General features: G+C 60.7%; 20 protein-coding genes and 1 tRNA gene. 17 read left to right on the plus strand and 4 right to left on the minus strand.

Features of this window, described 5'->3' with window-relative positions; translation table 11 throughout:
* A partial coding sequence (locus G489_RS22250) for an EF-Tu C-terminal domain-related protein (RefSeq protein ID WP_455423263.1) occupies positions 1 to 96 on the plus strand: 96 nt, incomplete at its 5' end.
* A 134-nt stretch (positions 97 to 230) separates the two neighbouring features.
* On the opposite strand, the gene G489_RS0110560 is transcribed toward G489_RS22250, so the two are convergent.
* Entirely contained in the window at positions 231 to 1,388 is a 1,158-nt protein-coding gene (locus G489_RS0110560) for a citrate/2-methylcitrate synthase (protein WP_029041520.1), read from the minus strand.
* Positions 1,389 to 1,467: 79 nt separating this feature from the next.
* Here G489_RS0110560 and G489_RS0110565 point away from each other — a divergent pair, with 79 nt between their 5' ends.
* Positions 1,468 to 2,562, plus strand: a complete 1,095-nt coding sequence (locus G489_RS0110565; RefSeq protein WP_029041521.1) for a citrate synthase — start codon at positions 1,468 to 1,470, stop codon at positions 2,560 to 2,562.
* Between the two features lie 48 nt (positions 2,563 to 2,610).
* Here the strand turns inward: G489_RS0110565 and G489_RS0110570 are convergent, their stop codons facing one another.
* Together G489_RS0110570 and G489_RS0110575 are read right to left on the minus strand one after the other, a co-directional pair.
* Positions 2,611 to 3,198, minus strand: a complete 588-nt coding sequence (locus G489_RS0110570; protein WP_029041522.1) for a hypothetical protein — start codon at positions 3,196 to 3,198, stop codon at positions 2,611 to 2,613.
* Between the two features lie 98 nt (positions 3,199 to 3,296).
* Complete coding sequence (locus tag G489_RS0110575; RefSeq protein ID WP_029041523.1) at positions 3,297 to 3,824, minus strand: hypothetical protein; 528 nt, start codon at positions 3,822 to 3,824, stop codon at positions 3,297 to 3,299.
* 192 nt (positions 3,825 to 4,016) lie between these two features.
* Here G489_RS0110575 and G489_RS0110580 point away from each other — a divergent pair.
* From G489_RS0110580 to G489_RS21850, 3 genes are all read left to right on the plus strand, one after another.
* Positions 4,017 to 4,092, plus strand: a tRNA-Trp gene (locus tag G489_RS0110580).
* A gap of 63 nt (positions 4,093 to 4,155) precedes the next feature.
* Complete coding sequence (locus G489_RS0110585) at positions 4,156 to 4,470, plus strand: hypothetical protein (protein ID WP_029041524.1); 315 nt, start codon at positions 4,156 to 4,158, stop codon at positions 4,468 to 4,470.
* Positions 4,471 to 4,508: 38 nt separating this feature from the next.
* Positions 4,509 to 5,021 (plus strand): hypothetical protein, encoded by a 513-nt coding sequence (locus G489_RS21850; protein WP_051332534.1) that lies wholly within the window; start codon positions 4,509 to 4,511, stop codon positions 5,019 to 5,021.
* A gap of 94 nt (positions 5,022 to 5,115) precedes the next feature.
* Here the strand turns inward: G489_RS21850 and G489_RS0110595 are convergent, their stop codons facing one another.
* A complete protein-coding gene (locus tag G489_RS0110595) occupies positions 5,116 to 6,204 on the minus strand; it encodes a hypothetical protein (RefSeq protein ID WP_029041525.1) in 1,089 nt (362 codons plus the stop codon).
* A gap of 298 nt (positions 6,205 to 6,502) precedes the next feature.
* On the opposite strand from G489_RS0110595, the gene secE reads away from it, so the two are divergent.
* From secE to G489_RS22255, 12 genes are all read left to right on the plus strand, one after another.
* A complete protein-coding gene (gene secE / locus G489_RS0110600) occupies positions 6,503 to 6,697 on the plus strand; it encodes a preprotein translocase subunit SecE (protein WP_029041526.1) in 195 nt (64 codons plus the stop codon).
* A gap of 35 nt (positions 6,698 to 6,732) precedes the next feature.
* Complete coding sequence (gene nusG / locus G489_RS0110605; protein ID WP_029041527.1) at positions 6,733 to 7,263, plus strand: transcription termination/antitermination protein NusG; 531 nt, start codon at positions 6,733 to 6,735, stop codon at positions 7,261 to 7,263.
* A gap of 155 nt (positions 7,264 to 7,418) precedes the next feature.
* Positions 7,419 to 7,850, plus strand: a complete 432-nt coding sequence (gene rplK / locus G489_RS0110610; RefSeq protein ID WP_029041528.1) for a 50S ribosomal protein L11 — start codon at positions 7,419 to 7,421, stop codon at positions 7,848 to 7,850.
* Positions 7,851 to 7,852: 2 nt separating this feature from the next.
* Positions 7,853 to 8,545, plus strand: a complete 693-nt coding sequence (gene rplA, locus G489_RS0110615) for a 50S ribosomal protein L1 (RefSeq protein ID WP_029041529.1) — start codon at positions 7,853 to 7,855, stop codon at positions 8,543 to 8,545.
* A gap of 364 nt (positions 8,546 to 8,909) precedes the next feature.
* Positions 8,910 to 9,428 (plus strand): 50S ribosomal protein L10, encoded by a 519-nt coding sequence (gene rplJ / locus G489_RS0110620; protein ID WP_029041530.1) that lies wholly within the window; start codon positions 8,910 to 8,912, stop codon positions 9,426 to 9,428.
* A gap of 52 nt (positions 9,429 to 9,480) precedes the next feature.
* A complete protein-coding gene (gene rplL / locus G489_RS0110625) occupies positions 9,481 to 9,861 on the plus strand; it encodes a 50S ribosomal protein L7/L12 (RefSeq protein WP_029041531.1) in 381 nt (126 codons plus the stop codon).
* A 221-nt stretch (positions 9,862 to 10,082) separates the two neighbouring features.
* On the plus strand, positions 10,083 to 14,234 hold the full coding sequence (rpoB, locus tag G489_RS0110630) for a DNA-directed RNA polymerase subunit beta (protein ID WP_029041532.1): 4,152 nt from the start codon (positions 10,083 to 10,085) through the stop codon (positions 14,232 to 14,234).
* Between the two features lie 82 nt (positions 14,235 to 14,316).
* A complete protein-coding gene (rpoC, locus tag G489_RS0110635) occupies positions 14,317 to 18,531 on the plus strand; it encodes a DNA-directed RNA polymerase subunit beta' (protein WP_029041533.1) in 4,215 nt (1,404 codons plus the stop codon).
* Between the two features lie 509 nt (positions 18,532 to 19,040).
* Positions 19,041 to 19,412, plus strand: a complete 372-nt coding sequence (rpsL, locus tag G489_RS0110640; RefSeq protein WP_027836110.1) for a 30S ribosomal protein S12 — start codon at positions 19,041 to 19,043, stop codon at positions 19,410 to 19,412.
* Positions 19,413 to 19,424: 12 nt separating this feature from the next.
* On the plus strand, positions 19,425 to 19,895 hold the full coding sequence (gene rpsG, locus G489_RS0110645; RefSeq protein WP_029041534.1) for a 30S ribosomal protein S7: 471 nt from the start codon (positions 19,425 to 19,427) through the stop codon (positions 19,893 to 19,895).
* 19 nt (positions 19,896 to 19,914) lie between these two features.
* Positions 19,915 to 22,005 carry an elongation factor G gene (gene fusA, locus G489_RS0110650; protein ID WP_029041535.1) on the plus strand — a complete coding sequence of 697 codons (2,091 nt, stop codon included), beginning with the start codon at positions 19,915 to 19,917 and terminating at the stop codon, positions 22,003 to 22,005.
* A 63-nt stretch (positions 22,006 to 22,068) separates the two neighbouring features.
* Positions 22,069 to 22,163 (plus strand): GTP-binding protein (locus tag G489_RS22255; RefSeq protein WP_155889366.1); only part of this gene is annotated, 95 nt, incomplete at its 3' end.

The following is a 22,163-nucleotide window of genomic DNA, read 5'->3' on the forward strand; positions in this document are numbered from 1 at the left end:
ATCGTGCCGATCGCCATGGAAGAGAAGCTGCGCTTCGCTATCCGTGAAGGCGGCCGCACCGTCGGGTCCGGCGTCGTCTCCAAAATCGTCGAGTAGTGAGCCGCGGCCCCAAAAGCGCCAATCAGTCCTGTGGACTGGTTTAAGCAGCGAAAGCCCGGAGCCGGCAAAGCGCGGCGAAGGGCAGGGCGATCAGAGTTCGGAAGGGCCCTTCGGGGCCCTTTCTTTTTTGCCTATGGCCCGACATAGCGGGAGCGCGGCCGGATCAGGGATCCGGTCAGGCGCTGTTCGATGGCATGGGCCAGCCAACCGACCGATCGGCCAAGCAGGAAGATATCGAAGGCCGAACCGGCGGGCAGATCAAGCGCGCGCTCAACCCCGACCAGAGCCACGTCGACGGTGGGCAAGAGGCCAGCATCGCGTTCCGCGGTTTCGTTAACCTCTGCGAGGAGCTTGTCGTGGATGTGGGGCAGCAGGGCCGTTGCCCGAGGATCGCCATGCGGATAGAGCCGGTGACCGAAACCGGGCAGGGGATCGCCGCGCAACAGCCGCTGATGTACCGCTTGTGCTGCGCCCAACGTTTCTGCCTCACGCATCAGCGCCGCAACGCGTGCGGTCGCGCCACCGTGCAGAGGGCCTGAGAGGGCTGTCATGCCGGCAATGAGACAGGCCGATAGCCTCGCGCCCGTCGAGGCCGTGACCCTTGCTGCGAAGGTTGAGGCGTTCATTTCATGGTCGGCGATCAACACCAGGGCGCGGCGCAGCAGGTCCGCGCCTTCCTGCGATTTCCAGGATTTCGCAAGACGCTCATGAATGGACAGACCGACCTTTCGGTCTGGTGCCACGGCATGGGTGAGGGCCGAGACAAGCCAGCCGGCCTGAACGCCCAGACTGGTGCGGGTCTGGCCAATCGGCTCGCGGGCCGCCGCCAGTGGCATCAGCGCCATGGCCCGCTCGAGGCCACTCGCCGATTTCAGGCGGGCGGCTGTCTCGATCCAGCCAGGCACGGCTTGCGGGTCAAATTCTGCGTCATGCAGGGTGTCTGCCTGCCATAGCAGCGCGGCAATTCCCTCAAGATCCTCGGTTTCCGCAAGCGCCACCGCGTCGGCTCCCCGGTAGAAGAAACTGCCGTCCTCGATGGCAGAGATCGTGGTTTCGATCGCCGGCATGCCCCAGTTGAGGGTAGCGCCGGCCACTTCCTGCGGGCGATGGCGCAAGTGCCTGCCTCGAGACAGGGCCTCCACTTCTTCGGCCAGGTAGAGCCTGGCGCGTGGATCGGTCGGGTGGGGTCGGGCGCTGAGCCTGCCTCGGCTGACATAGGCATAAAGCGTGGCGCGGCTGACGCCGAGCCGGCTGGCGGCGGCCCTGGCATCGATGAGGGTTGTATTCATTTACATTGATCCATTGAATCAAGATTGATCAATATGAATGAGTTGATCATGTTTTGCCCCGAAACGAAAGGAGCAAATCATGACCATTGGACTGGATGACGTGATCGCGGCAGAGACCGTTTTGAGCCATGTCGATGGGCAGGCCGGGCGGTTGATCATCCGGGGGCGTGATCTCGATACCCTGGCGGGCCACACAAGCTTCGAGGATGCCCTGACAGCTCTTTGGGCGGGCGTGGTCGATGCCGAAGAGGGCAGCAACGATGCCCTGGGCACCGGCCTGGCGCGTGCGCTCGGGGAAGGACGTGTGCGGGCCGGTGCTCGTTTCCGGGCTTTTGCCGGTGTCGTGAAAGACGGATCGGTCATTGAGACGATGCGGGCGTTTCTTTCGACCCTGAGCGAAAAAGACCAGGGCGCCGGACCTGCTGCGCTCGTTGCGGCCAGCGGGGTGGCCATGGCCTATGCGGTCGCCCTGTCACGCGGCGGTGCCCTCGAGATGCCGGCTGAGGACGCCGGGCACGCAGCGGACCTGTTGCGGCTGATGACCGGGCGCACGCCCAGCGAAGCCGAGGCGAAAGCGCTCGAAACCTATCTCGTGACGGTCATGGATCACGGGCTCAACGCATCGACCTTTGCGGCGCGGGTGGTTGCCTCGACCGAAGCTGATGACATCTCGGCGGTGATCGCTGCGCTCTGTGCGCTCAAGGGGCCGCTGCATGGCGGCGCACCCGGTCCGGTGCTCGACATGCTGGACGCCATTGCCGCCTCAGGCGATGCACGCGGCTGGCTTATCGATGCGATGGATCGCGGGGAGCGTCTGATGGGCTTCGGGCACCGTATCTACAAGACGCGCGATCCGCGCGCTGACGTCCTCAAAAAAGCATTGGGTAAGCTGGCCGGCGAAGACAATCGTCTTGAGGAGGCTGAGGCCGTAGAGCGCGAGGCGCTTGCCGTGTTGGCCGAACGCAAGCCGGGCCGCCGTCTCGACGTCAATGTCGAGTTCTATACCGCTCTGCTGCTCGATGCCGTCGGCGTGCCGCGGGACGGGTTCACCCCCGTCTTTGCAGCTGGCCGGGTCGCGGGCTGGATTGCCCACGCGCATGAACAAAAGGCCTCGGGCCGGCTGATCCGTCCGCAGTCGCGCTATGTCGGGGACTGGCCCGAGCAGGCAGCGTAAAATGAAAGAGGGCGCCGTCTGGCGCCCCTTTTGCTCTATCCGGCTGTGTCAGCGGCAATCGTCGCACTTTTGAAGCAAGCGCTCGAAGCTCGATTTGCGGCGCGAGAGCTTGAAGGGTACGGCCTTGCGCCCGGCGAGGCCGAATATGTCGCCCTTTGCGGTCTCGATTACATCGGCCATCAGAAGGGGCGCAGGCGCGCAATCGAAATCGCCGCCCCGAGTTATGGTCACGGGGTTGAAGGTGTTCGACCCGTACCGGTAGCAGATATGGGTTGTCACGCCCTGTTTGACTGTCGTCTGGCTTCCGGCCTTGACCTTCTGCTCGTAGCGCAGGCCGCTCGGCAGCACCTTGTAGTCGCCGGGCAGGACGACCGGGTTGCCGGGGTACCAGAGCCAGGTATGCCCTCGACCGTCCACATATTCGATCTGGGTGCCGTGGCCGCGGTCGTAATACATGATGGTGATGCCGCGCATGAACTGCTTCTGGCTGCTCACACTCATGAACAGGAAGTCGAAGCGTTCTTCCGTGACCGGCTTCTTGAAAAACTGGTTCTGGGCACTGGCGGTGCCTGCGCTGGCCGCGAGGGCCAGTGCGAAGAGAATGGCCGTCAGTGCCGCGCGTGCGATCGGTTTCATAGTTGTCGTCCTGGATTGAATGATGGGCGTGGGACGCACCGGTTCTGTGGCAGCCACACCAGATGAAGTCACTTACGTGAAGCGGCGGATGAACGGCGTTATCTGCAGTCCGTGCACTGCTCTAAAAGGCGAGAGAAGCTCGTCTTGTCGCGCGAAAGGACAAAGGGCACATTTCGGCGCTTGGAAAGGCGGAAAGGGTCGCCGGAGACAATATCGCGGTCGGCGTCCCTATAGAACGAGTAGGGCATGCATTCCCAATCGCCGCCCCTCGTTTTGGTGATCGGATTGTAGGTATTGGCGCCATATTTGAAGCAAATAACCACAAGGCTGTAGAGCGGGCTGTTGGGAGTTTTGTCGACAGGCAGATGCATGACATCGATCTTGAAACGGCCTTTCACCATGCCGGTATTTCCCGGGTACCAGAGATAGGCCCGTCCGCGGCGTGACAGATACTCGACCTGTGTGCCGTGCGGGCTGTAGCTCATCGACGTTGTGTCCCAGTGCTGCCTCTCAATGGCCCGAAGTTGCTGCTGCAGGGATTCGGCCTGAGCCGGCGTGGCGGCCGAAATGCCTGTCAATATGGCAATAACAAGCACCGCCAATGCGGCGCGACTGAATCTGATCATGTTCCCCCTCCGGCATGCGGCCCGCCCTCAGGCCACGCTTCTTATGGCCCGGCGGAACGGTTCTGGCATCCGTATTTGAGGAAGTTTCCTGCGGTTTTTGGGCGGTGATGTTACAAATCGGCCAATTCGATATCGGACCTCAATTCGATCTTGCGTCCCCACCGCTTTGCCATTAGACCTCACCCCGGCCTTAGGGGTGTAGCTCAGTTGGTAGAGCATCGGTCTCCAAAACCGAGGGTCGGGGGTTCGAGTCCCTCCGCCCCTGCCAAGGTCCGAAAGACCCGCGTTGAACGTGGGCACCATCTCCCCGATCCCGCAAAGAGCCTCGACCATGCCTAACGCCGCCGAGCGCAACGCGCAGATTCTTCCTCTGGCCGGCGCTATCGCCGCTATCGTCATTCTGGTGCCCTGGGTGCTGGTTGCGCCGGACCGGTCGAATGGCGGGGCGTTTCTGGGCTGGGCCATCGGACTTGCGGCGCTGATCGCCTATCCAATCACCTTCGGGACCATGGCCGCCAGCACCAAATGGCTGCTGAAAGGCTCAGAGGCGCCTGTGCTCATCGAGAAATTTCAGCGGGTCTATACGGCCCTGTTCATCGGCGCCGTCGTGGCAGTGTGCGCCGGTCTCGTCCTGATGATCATCTGACGGTTTCATCCCCCGGTCGATCACGTTAGGAAGCGGGCATGGCCCTTGAAGATTTCCAGCCCGATTGCGCGCGTTGCACGGCCCTATGCTGCGTGGGTTTCGCCTTCGATGCGTCGGAGGAATTCGACTACAACAAGTTTGCGGGTGATCCTTGCGTCCATCTTGGCGAAGACGGGGCCTGCACCATCCATGACAGGCTCGAGCAGAGCGGTTTTGCCGGTTGCGTCAAATATAGTTGCTATGGCGCCGGACAGATCGTGGTGCAGGAGATGTTCGAGGGCCGGCACTGGCGCGAGCATCCGGGAGAGGCGCAGGCGATGTATGATGCGCTCGGTGTGCTGCGGCGGGTGAGGGAACAGCTCATGCTCCTTGAGCTGGCCGGGGATCTGAAACTCGATGACGCGCAGGGCCGGGAGCGGTCCCGCCTCATCGCTGACCTCGATCCGGCGGAAGAATGGACGCCGGCACGGCTCAGGGAATTCGATATTGATGGTGCCGTGGCTGCCGTGTCCGCCTATCTGGCATCCCTTAAAGACAGCGTGGCGCGCTGATCGCCAATCCTATCGGCCGATTGCATGTTGGTCTGGTGTTCGGGGCAGTCCCGCGAGGACGCGATCCGGCAACCTCGGATACTCTGCATGAATCCTAGGGAGTGCCATATGAATCCTGGGGAGTGCCATCAACTCGATTGGCGAGATAGGCATAGTAGGTAGACTCGAGGATTCGACCGCTCTTTTGCCGCCTGTTTTCGTTCAGTGCGGTGTGTCGGCCGTTGAGAAAATACGAGTTGGGTGTCTCCGGCAGCAGGTCACCGGGGAAACAATAGCGAATTTCGTCAATCCTGAATTCGTCGATCATTTGCAGCATCGAACGACGCCAGCTTTGGATGCGTCTGTTTTTGAACTCCGAGAACAGCGCCAATCGGAATATGAGGCCCTTCCGGAAATAGTCGACGGAGAGCTGCGCGTTGAACAGGGGCAGGTGCGCGCTCCACCCCATGAAATGAAACCTGTTCTTCTCGGATCTGACCAGCCCGTATCCGTAGTCGAGGGATTGATATTCCTCGTGTGCCACATAGTCGATGATCGCGTCGATCTTCGTCCGATACGCCGCAGAGACCGTGTTGTAGATGCGGGAGAATATGAAAATGTCATGGATAAGAGGAAGGATCAGCTCACCGCCCTCATATAGATCAGGGTTCACAACCTTCTTGTTTTTATGAGCCTTTGGAATGCCTGACGTGCCGCCTTCTCCATAAATATCGAACTTCAGCGGTGACTGCGTTGAAAAATCGTGCAGACGGTCAATTCTGCCTTCGACAAACTTCTGCGCTTCCTCATCCTGACAGCCAGATGCGTACAAATATCCGGCAACCACATAGCGGGCGAGAAATTCGTAGACATTATTCGTTCGGTCTGAGCTCAAGAACGAAACATAGCTTCGCAATTGGCTCCGCGTGATGATGTCCGACGCCGACAACCCGAAATGCACGAGCTTGCCATATGAGTTTTCGAAACAGGCATCGCTGCTGCCCATGATGGATGTGGTCGAGACCTCGTTCGGGATTTTGCTGCGCCAATGCGAGACGGCGGGAAGGGCGAGCAGGTCCCTGTAGTTATCGAGGAACCGCCTGCTTGCCGTGTCTCCGGATTGGCGGAGCAGCAGGTTCCTGATTGTCGGCCCGCCATCGTTTTCCAGATGTGTCCGTCGCGCATCTTGTGTGTGAGTGGTCATTTGCTTCTCTGAGACTGCGACGGATCAAGGGTGTTGAAGTGGGCGGCGCGGCCCTGCGGGCGGAGTCGACAAGGTACCGAAGGTTCCAGCATAGATGTGTGCTGCCTGAGTACGCTTGACTGAGGTCAATTGGGGAGCCGGAAGGGCGAGCCGATCTTGCGGCACGAAAGCGTGACAAAGAAAACCGCGCCAGGGTGTTGCCAAGACTTGATTGCGGGTCTAATAAGCCCCATTCAAGCCGCCGGGGTGACTCGCGCGGCTATTGGTTGTGGATTTCGCTATCCGACAAGAGAGACTTATGGCACGGACAAACCCGTTCACATTCCTCCAGCAAGTTCGTTCGGAGGCGTCGAAGGTCGTTTGGCCAAGTCGCAATGAGACACTGATCTCAACGATCATGGTGCTGATCATGATCATCCTTGCGAGCCTGTTCTTCTTGGCCGCGGATCAGGTGTTCTCCTGGGTTGTCGGGCTGCTGCTCGGCCTGCGCTGACTTAGCGGCGGCGCGCGGGAAAGACGGAAAGCATTATGGCGAAACGCTGGTACATCGTTCAGGCCTATTCGAACTTCGAGCACAAGGTCGCCGAATCCATCAAGGAGAAGGTGGTCGCCTCGGGGCTTGAGCATCTGTTCGATGAAGTGATGGTACCGACCGAGAAGGTCGTCGAGGTGCGCCGGGGCCGCAAGGTCGATGCCGAGCGCAAGTTCCTGCCGGGCTATGTGCTCGTGAAGATGGAGCTGACCGACGAAACCTACCATCTGATCAAGGAAACTCCGAAGGTCACCGGGTTCCTGGGTTCGGACACCAAGCCGATCCCGATCCCCGATGCCGAAGCCCAGGCGATCCTGCAGCAGGTGCAGGAAGGCGTCGATCGGCCCAAGCCCTCTGTCAGCTTTGAAGTTGGCGAACAGGTGCGGGTGTCGGACGGTCCGTTCGCAAGCTTCAATGGCCTTGTCGAGGAAGTCGACGAAGAGCGTGCCCGCCTCAAGGTGGAAGTGTCGATCTTCGGCCGCGCCACCCCGGTGGAACTGGAATACGGACAGGTCGAAAAGCTCTGATCCGTTGCCGGCATGAGAACGTCCGGGCGAGCGGACGGCCAATTGGTCATGCACAACAATGCGCGGGAGAGGGCGGCGGAGCCAAACGCCGGTTGAACCTCGCACCGCGCTGTCGGAAACGGGCCGCATGAGGCGGCTCAAACCAAGGAACGACGATGGCAAAGAAGATTGACGGCTATCTCAAGCTTCAGGTGCCGGCGGGCAGTGCGAGCCCGTCGCCCCCGATCGGTCCTGCGCTGGGTCAGCGCGGGCTGAACATCATGGAATTCTGCAAGGCGTTCAACGCGGCTACGCAGGAAATGGACAAGGGCGCGCCGGTGCCGGTGGTGATCACCATCTTCGCCGACAAGAGCTTCACCTTCGTGATGAAGTCGCCGCCGGTGAGCTACTTCCTCAAGCAGGCTGCCAAGATCTCTTCGGGCTCCAAGAAGCCGGGCCATGAAGGCGCCGGCCGGATCACCGAAGCCCAGCTTCGCGAGATCGCCGAGAAGAAGATCCAGGATCTGAACGCGCACGACGTCGAGGCCGCCATGGCCCAGATCGCCGGCTCCGCCCGTTCGATGGGCATGGAAGTTGAGGGGTATTGATCATGGGCAAGCTTGGAAAACGCACCACTTCCGCCCGTGAGGGTATCGACCGCAAGGCACTTTATCCGCTTGGTGAGGCCATTGCCCTCGTCAAGGAACGTGCCAATGCGAAGTTCGACGAGACTATCGAGATCGCGATGAATCTCGGTGTCGACCCGCGTCACGCCGACCAGATGGTCCGCGGCGTGTGCTCGCTGCCGAACGGCACTGGCCGTACGGTCCGCGTCGCCGTGTTCGCCCGCGACGCCAAGGCCGAGGAAGCCAAGGCCGCCGGTGCTGACGTTGTCGGTGCCGACGATCTGGTCGAACAGGTCCAGGCCGGCAAGATCGATTTCGATCGCTGCATTGCCACCCCGGACATGATGCCGCTCGTTGGCCGTCTGGGTAAGATCCTGGGCCCGCGCAACCTGATGCCGAACCCGAAGGTCGGCACCGTGACCCCCGATGTGACCGAAGCGGTCAAGTCGGCCAAGGGCGGTGCAGTCGAGTTCCGCGTCGAGAAGGCGGGTATCCTGCATGCGGGTGTTGGCAAGGCGTCGTTTGATGCTGCCAAGCTCGAAGAGAACATCAAGGCGTTTGCCGACGCCGTGACCAAGGCCAAGCCCTCCGGCGCCAAGGGCACGTACGTCAAGCGCGTTGCGATTTCGTCGTCCATGGGCCCCGGCGTCCATGTCGATCCCTCGTCCGTTATCTAACGGTCGAGCGCGGCCTTCGGGCTGCTGACAAAGAATTCGGGCGGTCCCGGCCGCCCGGATACGACACAAGGGTTTCGGCCCGCGTGTTGGAAGACCTGTCCGAGACTGCAGGCGTGCCAAAGGGCCGTAAGGCCGGAGGCGCTCAAACATGAAAGCCTGCACAGATGGGGTGACAACCGGAAGGAATTCGGCGCCAAGGCGTCTCGTTCCGGTTCGAACCAGGCCAGTGCCGTCCGGAAGATCCGGCGGGACCGGTTGACAGGCACAAACCGCTGCCCGGTCACCGGTTTCCGTTTGGAAGCGTTGGATGGGCAGCAATTGGCAACCGGTCCGGATTATCCGGGCCGATATGTGGAGAGAAGGTGTGGATAGAGCGGAGAAGCGCGAGCTGGTCTCGACGTTGCATGAAGCATTCAAGGCTTCAGGCACTATCGTCGTAGCCCACTATCAAGGCCTCTCGGTCGCCGAGCTTGAAGATCTGCGTGTGCAGATGAAGCAGGCGGGTGGGTCGGTCAAAGTCGCGAAGAACCGCCTTGCCAAACTCGCTCTTAAAGATACCGAAGTGGCGGATTTCTCGGACCTTCTGACTGGTCCGACTCTGCTGGCCTATTCGGAAGATCCCGTTACCGCGGCCAAGGTCGCGGCGGGCTATGCCAAGAAGAACGACAAGTTCGTGCTTCTGGGCGGCGCCATGGGATCGACCGCGCTGGACGCCGATGGCGTCAAGGCCCTGGCGGATGTTCCCTCACTTGATGAACTGCGCGCCAAGATCGCAGGCATGCTTACGCAGCCGGCGGCGAAGATTGCGCAGGTCGTCAATGCTCCTGGCGGCCAGGTCGCCCGGGTGCTTTCGGCTTATTCGGAAAAGGGCGCTGCGGCATAGCGCTGTTCGCGACACCATCCACGGTTCGAACTGAAACGTATAGGAAACTAAAATGGCTGATCTCGAAAAGATCGTTGAAGACCTGTCCAATCTGACCGTCCTCGAGGCTTCTGAGCTGTCCAAGATGCTCGAAGAAAAGTGGGGCGTTTCGGCTGCTGCTCCGGTTGCAGTCGCTGCTGCTGCTGGCGGCGGTGACGCCGGTGCCGCTGCTGCGGAAGAAAAGGACGAATTTGACGTGATCCTGACCGCCTTTGGCGACAAGAAGATCAACGTCATCAAGGAAGTCCGCGGCATCACCGGGCTGGGTCTCGGCGAAGCCAAGGCTCTGGTTGAAGGCGCGCCCAAGCCCGTCAAGGAAGGCGTGAACAAGGCCGAAGCCGAAGACATCAAGGCGAAGCTTGAAGGCGCTGGCGCGACTGTCGAGCTGAAGTAGTCTTTGCGGGGCGGCGCATTCGTGCCGCCCCGTTTGCCGCCTCCGGGCGGCGCGGTCCCGACACAGGGGCCATATGAGTTGCGGAAGCAAACATACATGTGGGCGTATGTCCCGAGTGCCGACGGCTGATTGTCGGCTTTCCGGACAGATGCCCGTCACATTCCTCGGATGGCGCGCGGGTCTGATGACGCGCGCCGGCGAGCCAACATATGGGAGCGGGCATGACCACGAGCTATAACGGTCGCCGCAAGGTACGCAAATCCTTCGGATCCATTCGCGAAGTTACCGAGATGCCGAACCTCATCGAGGTTCAAAAGGCGTCCTACGACCAGTTCCTGATGGTCGACGAGCCGCAGGGCGGACGCGGTGATGAAGGCCTTCAGTCGGTCTTCAAGTCGGTTTTCCCGATCACCGATTTCGCCAACACGGCCTCTTTGGACTTCGTTTCCTACGAGTTCGAACAGCCCAAATATGACGTTGAGGAATGCCGGCAGCGCGACATGACGTTCGCTGCGCCGCTCAAGGTCACCCTGCGGCTGATCGTGTTCGAAGTCGACGAGGACACAGGCGCCCGCTCGGTCAAGGACATCAAGGAGCAGGACGTCTATATGGGCGACATGCCGTTCATGACCTCGAACGGCACCTTTATCGTCAACGGTACCGAGCGCGTCATCGTCTCCCAGATGCACCGGTCCCCGGGCGTGTTCTTCGACCACGACAAGGGCAAGACCCATTCCTCGGGCAAGCTGCTGTTTGCCGCGCGCATCATTCCGTATCGCGGTTCCTGGCTCGACATCGAGTTCGACGCCAAGGACATCGTCTATGCGCGCATCGACCGCCGCCGCAAGATCCCGGTGACGTCGCTGCTGAAGGCGCTTGGCATGGATGCCGAGGAAATCCTCGACACCTATTACGACAAGATCTCCTTCCAGAAGACCAAGAAGGGCTGGAAGAAGCCGTTCGACTGGGAACGCATGCGCGGCGTCAAGCCGACCCATGACCTCGTCAATGCCGACAATGGCGACGTGGTGCAGGAAGCCGGCAAGAAGCTCTCGGCGCGCGGCTCCAAGAAGCTGGCCGAAGGCGGCCTGACCCATCTTCTGGTGGGTGATGACGAGCTTTTCGGCCTCTATGTGGCCGAAGATCTTCTCAACGCCGAAACCGGTGAAATCTACGCCGAGGCCGGTGACGAGATCGATGAAGCGCTCCTCAACAAGCTGACCGAAGCCGGGTTCGACGAACTGCCGATCCTCGACATCGATCACATCAATATCGGCGCCTATCTGCGCAACACCCTGGCGATCGACAAGAACGAGAGCCGGGAAGACGCGCTGTTCGACATCTACCGCGTGATGCGTCCGGGCGAGCCGCCCACCATCGAGACCGCGGAAGCGATGTTCCAGTCGCTGTTCTTCGATCCCGAGCGTTACGACCTTTCGGCTGTGGGCCGCGTGAAGATGAACATCCGCCTCGATCTCGATGCGGAAGACACCGTTCGCGTGCTGCGCAAGGAAGACATCGTCGAAGTCGTTCGCACGCTCGTCGAGCTGCGTGACGGAAAGGGCGAGATCGACGACATCGACAACCTCGGCAACCGCCGTGTGCGTTCGGTCGGCGAATTGATGGAAAACCATTATCGCCTTGGTCTTCTGCGCATGGAACGCGCGATCAAGGAGCGCATGTCCTCCGTCGATATCGACACGGTCATGCCGCAGGACCTGATCAACGCCAAGCCGGCAGCCGCTGCTGTCCGCGAGTTCTTCGGTTCCTCGCAGCTGTCGCAGTTCATGGACCAGACCAACCCGCTCTCCGAGATCACGCATAAGCGTCGTCTTTCGGCGCTTGGCCCGGGCGGTCTGACCCGCGAGCGTGCCGGCTTCGAAGTCCGCGACGTGCATCCGACCCATTACGGCCGGATCTGCCCGATCGAGACTCCGGAAGGCCCAAATATCGGTCTCATCAACTCGCTGGCGACCTTTGCGCGCGTTAACAAGTACGGGTTCATCGAGACCCCGTACCGCAAGGTCGAGGACGGCAAGGTCACCGATGAAGTGCTCTATCTCTCCGCCATGGAAGAAGCGCGCTACAACATCGCTCAGGCCAACGCCAAGCTCAGCGACGACGGTGCCTTCGTCAACGATCTGGTGACCGCGCGTCACGCCGGGGAAGTTCTGCTGATCCCGCGTGAGAACATCGAACTCATGGACGTGAGCCCGAAGCAGGTCATCTCGGTGGCAGCCTCGCTCATTCCGTTCCTTGAAAACGATGACGCCAACCGCGCCCTGATGGGGGCGAACATGCAGCGCCAGGCGGTGCCGCTGGTTCGCGCCGAAGCGCCATTTGTCGGTACCGGCATGGAGCCGGTCGTGGCCCGTGACTCGGGTGCAGCGATCGTCGCCCAGCGCACGGGTATCGTCGATCAGGTGGATGCGACCCGTATCGTTATCCGGGCGACCGAGGAAACCGATTCCTCCAAGTCCGGCGTCGACATCTACAACCTGATGAAGTTCCAGCGCTCGAACCAGTCGACCTGCATCAACCAGCGTCCGCTGGTGATCGTGGGCGACCATGTTCAGGCCGGCGACATCATCGCCGATGGTCCCTCGACCGAACTGGGTGACCTGGCTCTTGGCCGCAACGTGCTCGTCGCGTTCATGCCGTGGAATGGCTACAACTTCGAAGATTCGATCCTTTTGAGCGAACGCATCGTGAAGGACGACGTCTTCACCTCGATCCATATCGAGGAATATGAAGTCAACGCCCGCGACACCAAGCTTGGCCCTGAGGAAATCACCCGGGATATCCCGAACGTTTCCGAGGAAGCACTCAAGAATCTCGACGAAGCCGGTATCGTGCATATCGGTGCCGAGGTGAGGGCAGGCGACATTCTGGTCGGCAAGATCACCCCGAAGGGCGAAAGCCCGATGACCCCGGAAGAAAAGCTTCTGCGGGCCATCTTCGGTGAAAAGGCGTCCGACGTGCGCGACACCTCGCTCAAGGTGCCCCCCGGGGATGCCGGAACGGTCGTTGAGGTTCGCGTGTTCAACCGCCACGGCGTCGACAAGGACGAACGTGCCATGGCGATCGAGCGCGAGGAAATCGAGCGTCTCGCCAAGGACCGTGACGACGAACAGTCGATCCTCGACCGCAACGTCTATGCCCGTCTCAAGGAAATGCTGTTCGGCAAGGCTGCAACGGCAGGGCCGAAGGGCTATGTCGCCGAGACCAAGCTGAATGACGCAGTGTTCGATGCGCATCCGCGGTCGAAGTGGTGGCAGTTCGCGGTCAAGGACGACAAGGTCATGACCGAGATCGAGGCCCTGCAGGCGCAGTATGACGAAAGCCGCAAGCAGCTCGAGCAGCGTTTCATCGACAAGGTGGACAAGCTCCAGCGTGGCGACGAACTGCCCCCGGGTGTCATGAAGACCGTCAAGGTGTTCGTTGCGACCAAGCGCAAGCTGCAGTCGGGCGACAAGATGGCTGGCCGTCACGGCAACAAGGGTGTGGTGTCGCGCATCATGCCGGTTGAAGACATGCCGCATCTCGAAGACGGGACTCCGGTCGATATCGTTCTCAACCCGCTCGGCGTGCCCTCGCGCATGAATGTGGGGCAGATCCTTGAAACCCATCTGGGTTGGGCCTGCGCCGGCATGGGCCGCAAGATCGGGTCGATGTACGAGACCTACAAGCAGTCCGGCGACGTGAAGCCGCTGCGCAAGGAGATCGACCAGGTCTACTCGAACGACAACTATGTCTCCGATCTCGACGATGACAGCGTTGTCCGGCTTGCCGAACACCTCAAGAAGGGCGTGCCGATCGCGACGCCGGTCTTCGACGGTGCGAAGGAGCCCGATATCGTTGAAATGCTCGAGCGGGCAGGGCTCAACGGCACCGGCCAGAGCCGCCTGATCGACGGACGTACCGGTGAGGAGTTCGACCGTGATGTGACGGTTGGGTATGTTTACATGCTCAAGCTGCACCACCTGGTGGACGACAAGATCCACGCACGTTCGATCGGCCCGTACAGCCTTGTGACCCAGCAGCCGCTGGGCGGTAAGGCACAGTTCGGTGGTCAGCGCTTCGGCGAGATGGAGGTGTGGGCCCTTGAAGCCTATGGCGCCGCCTACACGCTGCAGGAAATGCTGACTGTGAAGTCGGACGACGTGGCCGGCCGTACGAAGGTCTATGAAGCCATCGTGCGCGGCGACGACACTTTCGAAGCGGGTATCCCGGAAAGCTTCAACGTTCTGGTCAAGGAAATGCGGTCTTTGGGTCTCAATGTCGAATTGAGCTTCGAGGACGAAGATCTCGACCACGATCACATGATCCCGGGGAATACCGATCAGGAACCTCCGGCGGACGCGGCCGAATAAGCCGCGTCTTCGCCCCCCGTTCCCGATCCCGCGGTCCGGATAGCCAGAGTGCACCGGTCGCCGCGAACAAGGAGAGATATCGATGAACCATCAGGTCATGGATCTATTTAACCCGCAGGCGCAGTCTCAGTCCTTCGATCAGATCCGCATCAACATCGCGAGCCCGGAGAAAATCCTCTCGTGGTCGTTTGGCGAGATCAAGAAGCCCGAGACCATCAACTACCGTACGTTCAAGCCCGAGCGTGACGGCCTGTTCTGCTCGCGCATCTTCGGCCCGCAGAAGGACTATGAGTGCCTTTGCGGCAAGTACAAGCGGATGAAGTACAAGGGCGTCATCTGCGAAAAGTGCGGTGTGGAAGTTACCCTCAGCCGCGTTCGCCGCGAGCGTATGGGCCATATCGAACTGGCCGCGCCCGTCGCCCATATCTGGTTCCTGAAGTCGCTGCCGTCCCGTATCGCGCAGCTTCTCGACATGACCCTCAAGGATGTCGAGCGGATCCTCTATTTCGAGAACTATGTGGTCATCGAGCCGGGTCTGACCCCGTTCACGATGAACCAGCTGCTTTCGGAAGAAGAGTATCTCGACGCCCAGGATCAGTACGGTGCCGACAGCTTCACCGCCATGATCGGCGCCGAAGCCATCCGTGAGATGCTGGCTTCACTCGATCTCGAGAAGCTGGCTGCCGATCTGCGTGTCGAAATCGCGGAATCGACCTCGGAACTCAAGCCGAAGAAGCTGGCGAAGCGCCTCAAGATCGTCGAGCAGTTCATCGTTTCGGGCAATCGCCCCGAATGGATGATCATGACCGTCATTCCGGTCATTCCGCCCGAGCTGCGCCCGCTGGTGCCGCTCGATGGTGGCCGGTTCGCGACCTCGGATCTCAACGATCTGTACCGCCGCGTCATCAACCGTAACAATCGTTTGAAGCGTCTCATCGAGCTGCGCGCGCCGGACATCATTATCCGGAACGAAAAGCGCATGCTGCAGGAAGCCGTGGATGCGCTGTTCGACAATGGCCGGCGTGGCCGCACCATCACCGGTGCCAACAAGCGTCCGCTGAAGTCGCTGTCCGACATGCTCAAGGGCAAGCAGGGCCGCTTCCGCCAGAACCTTCTGGGCAAGCGCGTCGACTATTCGGGCCGTTCGGTGATCACCGTGGGTCCGGAACTCAAGCTGCATCAGTGCGGCCTGCCCAAGAAGATGGCGCTCGAACTGTTCAAGCCGTTCATCTATTCGCGGCTCGATGCCAAGGGCCTGTCCACGACGGTCAAGCAGGCGAAGAAGCTCGTCGAAAAGGAACGTCCCGAGGTCTGGGACATCCTTGATGAGGTCATTCGCGAGCACCCGGTTCTGCTGAACCGTGCGCCGACCCTGCACCGTCTCGGCATCCAGGCGTTCGAACCGACACTGATCGAAGGCAAGGCAATCCAGCTGCATCCGCTCGTCTGCGCGGCGTTCAACGCCGACTTCGACGGTGACCAGATGGCCGTTCACGTGCCGCTGTCGCTCGAAGCGCAGCTCGAAGCCCGTGTGCTGATGATGTCGACCAACAACATCCTGCACCCGGCCAACGGTTCGCCGATCATCGTGCCGAGCCAGGACATCGTTCTGGGTCTCTACTATCTGTCGCTCATCTCGGACAACGAGCCGGGCGAAGGGATGGCCTTTGGCAATATCGGTGAGATCGAACACGCGCTCGACAACGGCGTGATCACGCTGCACACCAAGATCAAGGGCCGTTTCAAGACTGTCGATGCCGACGGCAACGAGATCTCGGAAATCCACGAGACCACGCCGGGCCGCATGATGATCGGGCAGGTTCTGCCGCGTCATCCGGACGTGCCGTTCGCGACTTGTAACGACCTGATGACCAAGAAGAACATCTCGAAGATGATCGACTCGGTCTACCGCGCCTGCGGCCAGAAGGAGACTGTGATCTTCTGCGACCGGGTGATGGATCTCGGGTTCCGCCAGGCGTGCAAGGCCGGCATTTCGTTCGGCAAGGACGACATGGTCATCCCCGATTCCAAGGCGGGTATCGTCGAGGAAACCCGGACCCAGGTCGAAGAGTTCGAACAGCAGTATAATGACGGCCTGATCACCCAGGGTGAGAAGTACAACAAGGTTGTCGATGCCTGGTCGAAATGCGGTGACAAGGTCGCCGACGAGATGATGAAGGGGATTTCCTCGATCCAGATCGATGAGGAAACCAATCGTCAGAAGCCGATCAACTCGATCTACATGATGTCGCATTCGGGGGCCCGTGGTTCACCGGCCCAGATGAAGCAGCTTGCCGGTATGCGCGGGCTGATGACCCGTCCGGACGGCGGCATCATCGAGACGCCGATCATCTCGAACTTCAAGGAAGGCCTGACCGTGATGGAGTACTTCAACTCCACCCACGGTGCCCGTAAGGGTCTGGCCGATACCGCCCTGAAGACCGCGAACTCGGGTTACCTGACCCGCCGTCTGGTCGACGTGGCGCAGGACTCGATCATCACCGCTGATGATTGCGGCACCGAGAACGGTCTGACCATGGAGGCGATCGTCGACAGCGGGCAGGTCGTGGCAACGCTCAGCCATCGTGTGCTGGGCCGTATCGCGGCCGACGAGGTTCTCGAGCCGGGCACCGGCGAAGTGCTGGTTGCCAAGGGCGAGATGATCGAAGAACGCCACATGGATGTGATCGAGGACGCCAAGGTCCAGTCGATCCGAATCCGCTCGCCGCTCACCTGTGAGATGCGGCACGGCGTTTGCGCCACCTGCTACGGTCGTGACCTGGCGCGCGGTACTCCGGTCAATATGGGCGAAGCGGTCGGTGTGATCGCGGCCCAGTCGATCGGTGAACCGGGCACCCAACTGACCATGCGGACCTTCCATATCGGGGGCACCGCCACCGTCGTGGACACCTCGTTCACCGAGGCAGGCGCAGAGGGCAAGATCGAAATCCGCAACCGCAATGTGGTGAAGGATTCCGATGGCAACCTCATCGTCATGGGCCGCAACGTCTCGTTGGCGATCGTGGATAGCGACGGCACCGAGCGGGCCACCCACCGGGTGACCTACGGGGCCAAGCTCCGGGTCGACGATGGCGACAAGGTCAAACGTGGCCAGCGTCTCGCGGAATGGGATCCGTATATGCGTCCGGTTCTGACCGAGGTCGAAGGCGAGGTGGTGTTCGAGGATCTGATTGATGGTGCATCCATCTCCGAGCAGACCGATGAATCCACTGGCTTCACCAAGCGTCTGGTCGTTGACTGGCGGTCCAATCCGCGCGGGGAAAACCTCAAGCCTGCTCTGGCGATTGCCGGTAAGGGCGGTGAGGTAGCCAAGCTCGATCGAGGTGGGGAAGCCCGCTACCTGATGAGCGTGGACGCGGTTGTGGCCGTCGATCCGGGCCAGCGGGTCGCACCGGGTGACGTGATTGCGCGTATTCCGCTGGAGAGCGCCAAGACCAAGGACATCACCGGTGGTCTGCCGCGTGTGGCGGAACTGTTCGAAGCCCGCCGTCCGAAGGATCACGCCATCATCGCCGAGCTCGATGGCACGATCAAATTCGGCCGCGACTACAAGAACAAGCGCCGTATCATCATCGAGCCCGAGGACGAAACCCTCGAGCCGGCCGAATACCTCATCCCGAAGGGCAAGCCGTTCCATCTTCAGGAAGGCGATACCATCGAGCGGGGAGAGTACATTCTCGACGGCAATCCGGCACCGCATGACATCCTGGCGATCAAGGGCGTGGAAGAACTCGCCAAATACCTGATCAACGAGATCCAGGAGGTCTACCGGCTGCAGGGCGTGGGGATCAACGACAAGCACATCGAGGTGATCGTTCGCCAGATGCTGCAGAAGGTCGAGATCACCGATCCGGGCGATTCCGGTCTGCTGAAGGACGAACAGGTCGACAAGATCGACTTCGAGCTGCTCAACGAGCAGCTTGTCGAGGAAGGCAAGAAGGCCGCCAAGGCGAACCCGATGCTGCTCGGGATCACCAAGGCCTCGCTGCAGACCCGTTCCTATCTCAGCGCCGCTTCGTTCCAGGAAACCACGCGCGTTCTCACCGAGGCCGCGGTATCGGGCAAGACCGATCCGCTCGATGGTCTCAAGGAGAACATCATCGTGGGCCGCCTGATCCCGGTCGGTACCGGTGCGATGAGCTCGGAGCTTCGTCACATCGCAACCAAGCGCGACGATCTCATCATCGCCGAGCGTCGCCGGCAGGCGGAAGCCGAACTGGCCGAGCAGAGCAAAGGCCTTATCGAGGACCAGGCGGAAGAATCGCCCGCCGAGTAGAATCGGTCGAACGGACAAAGCTTGAGGGCCGCTCTTCGGAGCGGCCCTTTTGCATGGCGGGTCGTGTGAGATGTGAATCAGGCGCGGGGATTCGCGCCAAATTGCATTGAATCGAGCCGATATTCGCCCCACTTGCCGCATCTGATGCGTGACCAAGGGGGGTGAGGGTGGTTTGCACCGCGTTCGTGCCTCTAATCATGACGTTTTTCGGGTGAGGGGCCTTGACGGGGTGGGTCAGGCGGCGTAATACCCCGCTACCTTGCCGGTCGGTCGTGGGGTGCATTTGGATTTCGGTCGCCTAGACCTTTGAGAGATCCAGGCAGCTCAAACACATCGCAGGGTGAACAGACGCAAGGAATGCGAACGCACGAACATCCTCGATTTGAGGGTGGTCCTCTGCATTAAGTAGCGCCGCCGGGGCCCCACTGGCCTGACCGGGCGGGCGCTGTCATGTCGTTGCGTATGTTCAGAAGATGGATTTGGTACCGAGACGAGAAGGTTCGAGCGACATGCCGACCATTAACCAGTTGATCCGCAAGCCCCGGCAGGCAAAGCCGAAGCGGAACAAGGTCCCGGCCATGGAGGCCAACCCGCAGAAGCGTGGCGTGTGCACCAGGGTCTACACCACGACCCCGAAGAAGCCGAACTCGGCCCTTCGGAAGGTTGCCAAGGTGCGCCTGACCAATCAGCGCGAAGTGATTTCCTACATCCCTGGTGAGGGGCACAACCTGCAGGAACACTCCGTGGTTCTGATCCGTGGCGGCCGCGTTCGCGATTTGCCGGGCGTCCGTTACCACATCCTGCGTGGCGTGCTGGATACCCAGAGCGTCAAAGACCGCAAACAGCGCCGTTCGAAGTACGGCGCCAAACGGCCGAAGTAAGGAGCGAGCCACATGTCGCGTCGGCATCGTGCAGAAAAGCGTGAAATCCATCCCGATCCCAAGTTCGGTGATGTGATCGTCACTAAGTTCATGAATTCGCTGATGGTTGACGGCAAGAAGTCCGTCGCCGAAGGCATCGTCTATGGCGCATTTGACGTCATCCAGGACCGCACCAAGCAGGACCCGGTGGCAGTGTTCCACCAGGCGCTGGAAAATGTGCGTCCGGCCGTTGAGGTCCGTTCGCGGCGCGTCGGCGGTGCGACTTACCAGGTCCCGGTCGATGTTCGTACTGACCGTCAGCAGGCCCTGGCTATTCGTTGGCTGATCACGGCTGCCCGCGGCCGTGGCGAGAACACCATGGTCGAACGTCTGTCGGGCGAGCTGCTCGATGCGCATTCGGGCCGCGGTCAGGCCGTCAAAAAGCGCGAAGATACGCACCGGATGGCAGACGCCAACCGCGCGTTCTCGCACTATCGCTGGTAGCCACTGAGGGAATTCGATCATGGCTCGCGACTACGCAATTGAAGACTATCGCAATTTCGGCATCATGGCGCACATTGATGCCGGCAAGACCACTACGACCGAGCGCATCCTGTTCTACACGGGCAAGTCGCACAAAATCGGCGAAGTGCATGACGGCGCTGCAACCATGGACTGGATGGAGCAGGAGCAGGAGCGGGGGATCACCATCACCTCTGCTGCGACCACGACCTTCTGGGCCGGTCGTGACGGTAAGAAGCGCCGCTTCAACATCATTGATACCCCGGGCCACGTGGACTTCACCATCGAGGTGGAACGTTCGCTGCGCGTGCTCGACGGCGCCATCGCGCTGCTCGATGCCAATGCCGGTGTGGAGCCGCAGACCGAAACGGTCTGGCGCCAGGCCGACAAGTATCACGTGCCGCGCATGATCTTCGTCAACAAGATGGATAAGCTCGGCGCCGACTTCTACAACTCGGTCAAGATGATCAAGGATCGTCTGGGCGCGACCCCGCTCGTTCTGCAGCTGCCGATCGGCGCCGAGAACGACTTCGTGGGTGTCGTCGATCTTATCGAGATGAAGGCCTATGTCTGGCGCGACGAGACCCTGGGTGCCGAATGGGACATCGTTGATATCCCGGCTGACCTTCAGGCCCGTGCCGAAGAGTATCGCGAGCAGCTCATCGAAACCGCCGTCGAACTCGACGACGACGTGATGGAAGCCTATCTCGAAGGCAACCTTCCGGACAACGAGACCCTGCGCAAGCTGATCCGCAAGGGCACCTGCGATGTGGCATTCTTCCCGGTTCTTTGCGGTTCCGCGTTCAAGAACAAGGGTGTTCAGCCGCTGCTCGACGCCGTTGTCGACTATCTGCCGGCCCCGAACGACATTCCGGCGATCAAGGCGATCGACGTGAAGACCGAAGGTGAAGCCGAGCGTCATGCCGACGACGACGAGCCGTTCTCGATGCTGGCTTTCAAGATCGCCAACGACCCGCATATGGGCTCGCTGACCTTCTGCCGCATCTATTCGGGCAAGCTCGAAGCCGGCCAGAGCATCGTCAACACCGTCAAGGACAAGAAAGAGCGCATCGGCCGCATGTTCCTGATGCACTCGAACTCCCGCGAGCAGATCATCAATGCCTATGCCGGTGATATCGTGGCGGTCGTTGGCCTCAAGGACTCCACCACGGGCGACACGCTTTGCGATCCGTCTGCCCCGGTGATCCTCGAGCGCATGGAATTCCCCGATCCGGTTATCGAGATCGCGGTTGAGCCGAAGTCGAAGGCCGACCAGGAAAAGATGGGCCTCGCCCTCAGCCGCCTGGCCGCCGAAGACCCCAGCTTCCGTGTGAAATCGGATGAAGAAAGCGGCCAGACCGTTATTGCGGGTATGGGCGAGCTTCACCTCGACATCATCGTCGACCGCATGAAGCGCGAATTCAAGGTCGAGGCGAATATCGGTGAGCCGCAGGTGGCTTTCCGCGAAACCATCACCAAGGCCGCCGAAGTGGATTATACCCACAAGAAGCAGTCCGGTGGTTCGGGCCAGTTCGCTCGCGTCAAGATGATCGTCGAGCCTGCCGAGAAGGGGACCGGTTACGAGTTCACTTCCGAAATCGTGGGTGGTTCCATTCCGAAGGAATACATCCCGGGCGTCGACAAGGGCATTCAGTCCGTCATGAGCCAGGGCATCCTTGCCGGGTTCCCGGTGCTGGACATCAAGATCCGCCTGATCGACGGCGCTTATCACGATGTCGACTCCTCGGTGCTGGCGTTCGAAATCGCGGGTCGTGCCGCGTTCCGTCAGGCCCTGCGTGAGGCCGGTCCGAAGATCCTCGAGCCGATCATGAAGGTCGAAGTGGTGAGCCCGGAAGAATATACCGGCTCGATCATCGGCGACCTGACCTCCCGTCGTGGCCAGGTCCAGGGGCAGGACGTGCGTGGTAATGCCAACGTTATCAACGCCTTTGTGCCGCTGATGAGCATGTTCGGCTACATCAACACGCTGCGTTCGATGAGCCAGGGACGTGCCAATTTCACCATGACCTTTGATCACTACGATCAGGTCCCGCAGAACGTTGCCCAGGACATCCAGGCCAAATACGGCTGATCGGCACCCGGGTAACCCAAGGAATTACGCCAGCGAAAAACGCTGATTACTAGGAGAGAAGCGATGGCGAAGGTAAAGTTTGATCGTTCGAAGCCGCATGTGAACATTGGCACGATTGGTCACGTTGACCACGGCAAGACGACTTTGACGGCAGCGAT

The sequence above is a fragment of the Cucumibacter marinus DSM 18995 genome (assembly GCF_000429865.1).
Taxonomy (GTDB): domain Bacteria; phylum Pseudomonadota; class Alphaproteobacteria; order Rhizobiales; family Devosiaceae; genus Cucumibacter; species Cucumibacter marinus.